This window comes from Cyanobium sp. Lug-B, from assembly GCF_024345635.1.
GTDB classification, from domain to species: Bacteria; Cyanobacteriota; Cyanobacteriia; order PCC-6307; family Cyanobiaceae; genus Cyanobium; species Cyanobium minutissimum.
Genome location: NZ_JAGQBM010000107.1, coordinates 1 through 5720, shown reverse-complemented (window position 1 = coordinate 5720; position 5720 = coordinate 1). Strand labels below are relative to the sequence as shown.

Genomic DNA, 5720 nt, shown 5'->3' with positions numbered 1-5720 from the left:
CGGCGTCTGCGCGCCATGGCGGCGGTCCTGTGGCAGGAGCCGCCGGCGCCGCCACCCGCCCTGGCCCCGGCCCTGGCCAAGGCGCCCGCGGCCGATCGCGGTGCGGCGCTGCTCCCCGGCATGCGGGAGCCCCTCTCGGTGGAGGCGGTGGTGCTCAGCCGCGACATGACCGTGCTCAAGCGGGAAGCGGCGGATTCCCTGGCGGCCCTGGGCGCGGCCCATGCCCTGGTGAGCTCGGCGCGCCTGGCCCAGGTGCAGGAGCTGCGGCCGCGGGTCATGGCAGGCCAGGCCTCCGGTGAGGCGCTGATGGCCCTTGCCGCCGAGTACCAGGGCTGGCAGGGCGACCAGGTGCGCATCTTCGATGCCCTGGCGCTCGTTCTACGCATGCAGGTGCCCCAGGGTCTGGTGTTCGACCAGCTGGATCCCGCCCTGCAGGAGCAGGCCCGTTCCCACCTGGAGGCCCTGTCGCTGGAGTACCAGCGCCGCCTGCTCGCGGAGCAGTTCCAGGCCTCCGCCTGAGGCCCGGCCTGGCCCGTCGGCCTCTGGCAGCAACGGCTACCATCCCGCTCCGTGTCCCGGCCGTCCTCCGGGAAGGAAGGTCCAATGGATCCGTTCCGCCTGCTTGAGCTCCTGATCCTGGTGGCCGTGCTGGTGGGTTTCGTCGGGCTGCTGCTGCGCCGCAACCTGTTCCTCAAGGTGCTGGCCATGGACGTGATGGGGTCCGCCGTGGTCGCCCTCTTCGTGCTCGTGGCGGCGCGCGCCGGCCTGCGGAGCCCGATCCTGCCGGCCCCCCTCGCCCCCGGGGCCGTCGCGGTTCCGCTGCCCATGGCCGACCCGATCCCCCAGGCCGTGATCCTCACGGCCATCGTGATCGGCCTCTCGATCCAGGCCCTGCTGCTGGTGGTGATCACCCGCCTGGCCCGCGTCGACCCCAGCCTTGATCTGGCCAGCTTCGATGGGAGTCGCCTCGACGCCGGGGGGCGGCGCTGATGGCGCCACCCTCCGGCGAGGCCCTGCTGATCGGCTGGCTGCTGCTGCCTTACACCGCGGCGTTTCTGGCCGCCCTGCTGCCCCCCCTCGCCCGCGGGCTGTCCCTGCTCTGCTGCCTGGCCACCGGCGCGGTGGCCCTTGCGATCCAGGCCGGTGCCCTGCCGGCCAGCCTCAGCCTGCTCGGCCCCTACGGAGTGTCGCTGCAGCCCGATGGCCTGGCGGCGCCGTTCCTGCTCCTCAATGCCCTGGTGTGCGGCGCGGTGGTGCTGGACAGCTGGCGCCGGACCCTGCCCGGGCCGTTCCTGCTGCTGCTGATGGTGCTGCACGGCGGCCTGGCCTCCGCCTTCGTGGCGGTGGACCTGGTGAGCCTCTACGTGACGCTTGAAGTGGTGGGGATCAGCGCCTTCCTGCTGATCCTGGGCAGCCGCTCCGAGCGCTCCCTCTGGCTGGCGCTGCGCTACCTGCTGATCGGCAACACGGTCATGACCCTCTACCTGGTCGGTGCCGCCGTCGTCTACCTGGCCCAGGGCAGTTTCCGGCTCGAGGCCGTCGCCGGAGCCGGTGCGGCCGCCCTGGCCCTGCTGCTGGTCGGGCTGCTCACCAAGGCCGGGCTGTTCCTCTCGGGCCTGTGGCTGCCCCGCACCCACGCCGAGGCGCCGGCGGAGGTGTCCGCCCTGCTCTCCGGCGTGGTGGTCGCCGCCGGGATCGTTCCCCTGCTGCGGCTGAGCGGCGTCGTGCCGGCCCTGGCGGCCGTGCTGCCGGTGATCGGTCTGGCCAGCGCCGGCCTGGGCCTGGTGTTCGCCCTGGTGGAGGCGGATGCCAAGCGGCTGCTGGCCTGGAGCACCCTCTCCCAGATGGGACTGGTGGTGCTGGCGCCGGCCGCCGGAGGGCTCTATGCCCTCGGCCACGGGTTGGCGAAGGCCGCCCTGTTCCTGGTGGCTCGCCGCTTCCCCGGCCGCGACCTGGCCGGCTGGGCCCGCCGGCCCCTGGCCGCCGGGGTGTGGATCCCGCTGTGGATCGGTTCCCTCTCGATCGTGGGGGTGCCGCCGCTGCTGGGCTTCTTCGCCAAGGCCGGCCTGGATCGGACCCTGCCGGGGCCCACGGGCCTGCTGCTCAGCCTGCTCACCGTCGGCACCGCGGCGGTCTATGCGCGTCTCTGGGGCGCCCCCCTGCGGGAGGCAGCCGCGCCGGCCCCGGCGGAGCCCGCCTGGTCGCCCGGGGTGCTGCTGCTGCTGGCGGCGCTGGTGCTGCTTGGTGCCGCCGAGGCCAGCCGCAGCTGGAGTCCGGAGCTGCTCCCCGCGGCCGCCAAGGCGACCCTGGTGCTGGCGGCCGGGGTGGGGCTGCACCGGCTGCTGCATCCCCTGCGGCACCGTCCCTGGTTCCGCCTGCCGGATCTGGAGGCCTTCCCCGATCTGGTGGGCGGCATAGGGGTAGTGGGGGCCGGCCTGCTGGTGTGGATCCGATGAGACGCCTGCTGCCCCTGCTGCTCACCACCGCCTTCCGGCTGGCGGTCTGGTGCCTGCTGACCGCCGACCTGAGCCGCCTCAACCTGCTGATCGGCCTGGTGGTGGCTCTGCTGCTGCCCCGCGCCCACTCCCGGCCCCTGCCCCTGCGGGCCCTGCTGCGGGCCCTGGGGCGCAGCCTGCTGGCCGTGCCCCAGGCCTACCTGGAGGCCCTGCGGCTGATCGTCGGCCGTGAGCCGCAGGAGGAGGAGATCAGCGAGGCCACCACCGACAGCACCATTCCCCTGCTCGTCTTCCTGGACGTGTTCCGCATCACCCTCACCCCCTTCACGATCGTGCTCGGCCTGGAGGACGGCGGTCGCCGCTACCGCATCCACGCCCTGCGCCTCCGCCGGCCCCCGGCCGCCGACCCCGCCACCGGAGGGCCGACCCCATGACGGTCCTGCTCTGGGGCATGGTGCTGGCCCTGCTGATCCCGATCGCGGTGGCCTGCCGGCCCAGCGACGTGTGGCACCGCCTAGCGGCCTTCTCCAGCGTCGCCAGCAAGGTGGCCCTGATCATCCTGGTGGTGTCGGCAGTCCGGGGCGACCGGATGCTGGGCCTGGCCGGCGTGATCGTCCTGTGCGCCGGCAACGCGGGCCTGCTGCTGCTGGCCAACCTGCTGCGGGGGACGGAGCGATGACCCTCGCGTCCTTCGCCGATCACGCCAGCCTGTTGCTGCTCGGGGCCGGGCTGCTGCTCTGGTTCTGGGGCACCTGGCCCCTGCTGGAGAGCCGCAGCTACCTGAGCAAGCTGCACGCCCTCTCGGTGGCCGACACCCTCGGCTCGGTCCTGATGCTGCTGGGCCTGCTGCTGCGCATCCCCGGCCAGTGGCCCCTGCTGGTGCTGGCCCTGCTGGCGCTGATCCTGTGGAACACGATCTTCGGCTATGTGCTGGCCAACTGCTCGCTGGCCTCCCGCCGGGAGCCGGAGCCATGAGCGGCAGCGTGTCCCTGGTGGGGGAGCTGGATCTGCTCCTGCCCATCACCGCCCTGCTGCCCCTCACCGCCGTGCTGCTGGTGAGCCAGTCGAACCCTTACCAGACCCTGGTGCTGCGGGGCATCCTCGGGTCCGTGTCCACCCTGATCTATGCCCTGCTGGGCGCCCCGGACGTGGCGATCACCGAAGCCCTGGTGGGCACCCTGCTCTCCACCACCCTCTATGCGGTGGCGCTGCGCTCCTCGATGGCGCTGCGGTTGACCTACCCGGCCGACGATCCCCCCAGCGAGGCCACCCAGGCGCTGCTGCGCGACTGGCTGGGGCCCCTGTCGCTGCGGCTGCGGCTGCTGCCGCCGGAGCCGGCGGAGCCCGGCGAGGCCGACGCGAGTCACGGCCAGCTGGGCCCGGGCCTGCGGCTGCAGCTGGCCAACCCCGGGTTGGCGGAGCGGCTGCGGGCCCTGGAGGGCTTTCGCCGCTGGCAGAGCAGCGGTGGTGAGCTGCTGCCGGGGGAGCGGCCATGACCTGGCTCTACCTGCTGGCCGCCACCGCCCTGTGCCTGGCCCCGCTGGCCGCGGCCCTGCCGCCGCCGCCCCCCATCGGGCCGATGATCGCCTCGCTGGCCGCCACCACCGACGTTCCCAACCTGGTGTCGGGGGTGATCCTGCACACCCGCCTCTACGACACGATCGCCGAAGTGGTGGTGTTCACCCTGGCCTCGATCGGGGTGCGCTTCCTGCTGGCGGGGGAGCCCACCAAGACGAGCATCCGGGCCATCGAGGATGCCCCTTCAGTTGTGCTCTGCCAGCTCGGCGCCACCATGGCCACCCTGATCGGGGTGGAGCTGGCCCTGCGCGGCCACCTGTCCCCGGGGGGCGGGTTCGCGGCGGGGGTGGCCGGCGGCACCGCCATCGGGCTGGTGCTGATCAGCGGCTCGGCCCGCCTCTCCGACCGCCTCTACCGCCGCTGGCGGGCCGACCTCTGGGAGAAGGCCGCCGTGATCGCCTTCGTGGTCCTCTCCGCCTTCGCCCTCGGGGGCGTCCCCCTGCCCGCCGGCACTTTCGGCACCCTGGCCTCGGGGGGCTGGATCCCCCTGCTCAACGGGCTGGTGGCCGTCAAGGTGACCCTGGGCTCCTGGGCGATGGTGCAGCTGTTCGTGCGCCACCGGGGGCTGCTCTAGGCAGGTCGCGTCAGGCCGTGACCCCCACCCGCAGGCTGGAGCCCCGATCGCCGGCGATCACCTCGATGCCGCCGCGGATGCGCTCCCGCAGGGCGCCGACATGGCTGATCAGGCCGATCATGCGGCCCCCTTCCCGCAGCCGGTCGAGTTCGTCCATGGCGAGCTGCAGGTTGTCGGGGTCGAGGCTGCCGAAGCCCTCGTCGATGAACAGGGCCTCCAGGGGCACACCGCCGGCGTGGGCCTGCACCGTGTCGGCCACCCCCAGGGCCAGGGCCAGGGAGGCCTGGAAGGTTTCGCCGCCCGAGAGGCTGCTTACCTCCCGTTCCTCACCGGTGTAGGCGTCCAGCACCCGCAGGCCCAGCCCCGCCTTGCGGCCGCCGTGGCCCCCCTCGTCGGTGAGTCGCAGCTGGTAGCGGCCGGAGGTCATCAGGGTGAGCCGCTGGTTGGCGAAGCCGCAGATGTCGGCAAGGTAGGCCGAGAGCACCCAGCGCTGCAGGGAGATCCAGGGGGCCGCCTTGCCCCGGCAGCGGCTGGCCACGGCGCTGATCCGATCGGCCCGCTCCTGCTTCGCCGCCAGATCGGCGTCGCCGGCCCGATGCTCCACTGCCAGCCGCGCGATCTCCCGCTGGGCGCCGCGGGCCTCGCTGTGGCGCTCCACCGCCCGGGTGCGGGCCGCATCGGCGTGGGTCACCGCCTCAAAGGCGGCGGCGGTGTCGGGCCGGGTCTCCGGCAGGTCCGCCAGATCGGGGGCCGCCAGGAGGTTGCGCTGCTCGATCACCTCCGCCTCGTAGGCGGCGATCCGCTCCACCAGTTTCTGCCGCCAGCTCTCCTCCTGCAGGGCGGCGGCGGCGTCTGCCGCCGTGGCGAATGGCGAGGCGGCCAGTTCCTGGCCCAGTCGACGGGCCGCCTGCTCCAGCGCGCTGGTGGCGCGGGTGTGGGCGCCGGCCCCGGCCACCAGGGCCTGGAGGGCCGCCTCCAGGGGCCCGAAGCCCCGCAGCACCACGCCCGGCTCCAGCCCCTCCCCCAGCTCCCGCGTCACCTGCTCCGCCAGGGCCCGCTGCCGCTGGCTGGCCTCGGCGGCGGCCCGGCTCTCCAGGGCGATCGCGGTGGCG

The 5720-nt window shown here is 73.9% G+C and carries 9 protein-coding genes; 8 read left to right on the top strand and 1 reads right to left on the bottom strand.

The features are described 5' to 3' along the window. The 8 genes from KBY81_RS16245 to KBY81_RS16210 all read left to right on the top strand — a co-directional run. Positions 1-519: hypothetical protein (locus KBY81_RS16245; RefSeq protein ID WP_315858539.1), on the top strand; the 519-nt coding region annotated here is incomplete at its 5' end. A gap of 84 nt (positions 520-603) precedes the next feature. Beyond that, positions 604-990 (top strand): cation:proton antiporter subunit C, encoded by a 387-nt coding sequence (locus KBY81_RS16240; RefSeq protein WP_254977064.1) that lies wholly within the window; start codon positions 604-606, stop codon positions 988-990. Next, complete coding sequence (locus KBY81_RS16235) at positions 990-2456, top strand: proton-conducting transporter membrane subunit (protein ID WP_254977062.1); 1467 nt, start codon at positions 990-992, stop codon at positions 2454-2456. Before KBY81_RS16240 ends, KBY81_RS16235 begins: the two co-directional genes overlap by 1 nt. Next, positions 2453-2890 (top strand): Na+/H+ antiporter subunit E, encoded by a 438-nt coding sequence (locus tag KBY81_RS16230; protein ID WP_254977061.1) that lies wholly within the window; start codon positions 2453-2455, stop codon positions 2888-2890. The genes KBY81_RS16235 and KBY81_RS16230 overlap by 4 nt, the downstream gene beginning before the upstream one ends. Then, on the top strand, positions 2887-3135 hold the full coding sequence (locus KBY81_RS16225) for a hypothetical protein (RefSeq protein WP_015109571.1): 249 nt from the start codon (positions 2887-2889) through the stop codon (positions 3133-3135). The genes KBY81_RS16230 and KBY81_RS16225 overlap by 4 nt, the downstream gene beginning before the upstream one ends. Beyond that, positions 3132-3431: a monovalent cation/H(+) antiporter subunit G gene (locus tag KBY81_RS16220; protein ID WP_106220851.1), complete on the top strand. Its 300-nt coding sequence runs from the start codon at positions 3132-3134 to the stop codon at positions 3429-3431. The genes KBY81_RS16225 and KBY81_RS16220 overlap by 4 nt, the downstream gene beginning before the upstream one ends. Further along, positions 3428-3952 (top strand): hydrogenase subunit MbhD domain-containing protein, encoded by a 525-nt coding sequence (locus tag KBY81_RS16215; RefSeq protein ID WP_254972645.1) that lies wholly within the window; start codon positions 3428-3430, stop codon positions 3950-3952. The genes KBY81_RS16220 and KBY81_RS16215 overlap by 4 nt, the downstream gene beginning before the upstream one ends. Then, positions 3949-4608 (top strand): Na(+)/H(+) antiporter subunit B, encoded by a 660-nt coding sequence (locus KBY81_RS16210; protein WP_106220849.1) that lies wholly within the window; start codon positions 3949-3951, stop codon positions 4606-4608. The genes KBY81_RS16215 and KBY81_RS16210 overlap by 4 nt, the downstream gene beginning before the upstream one ends. A 10-nt stretch (positions 4609-4618) precedes the next feature. Here the strand turns inward: KBY81_RS16210 and KBY81_RS16205 are convergent. Then, the coding region (locus KBY81_RS16205; RefSeq protein WP_315858538.1) for an SbcC/MukB-like Walker B domain-containing protein at positions 4619-5720 on the bottom strand (1102 nt) is incomplete at its 5' end.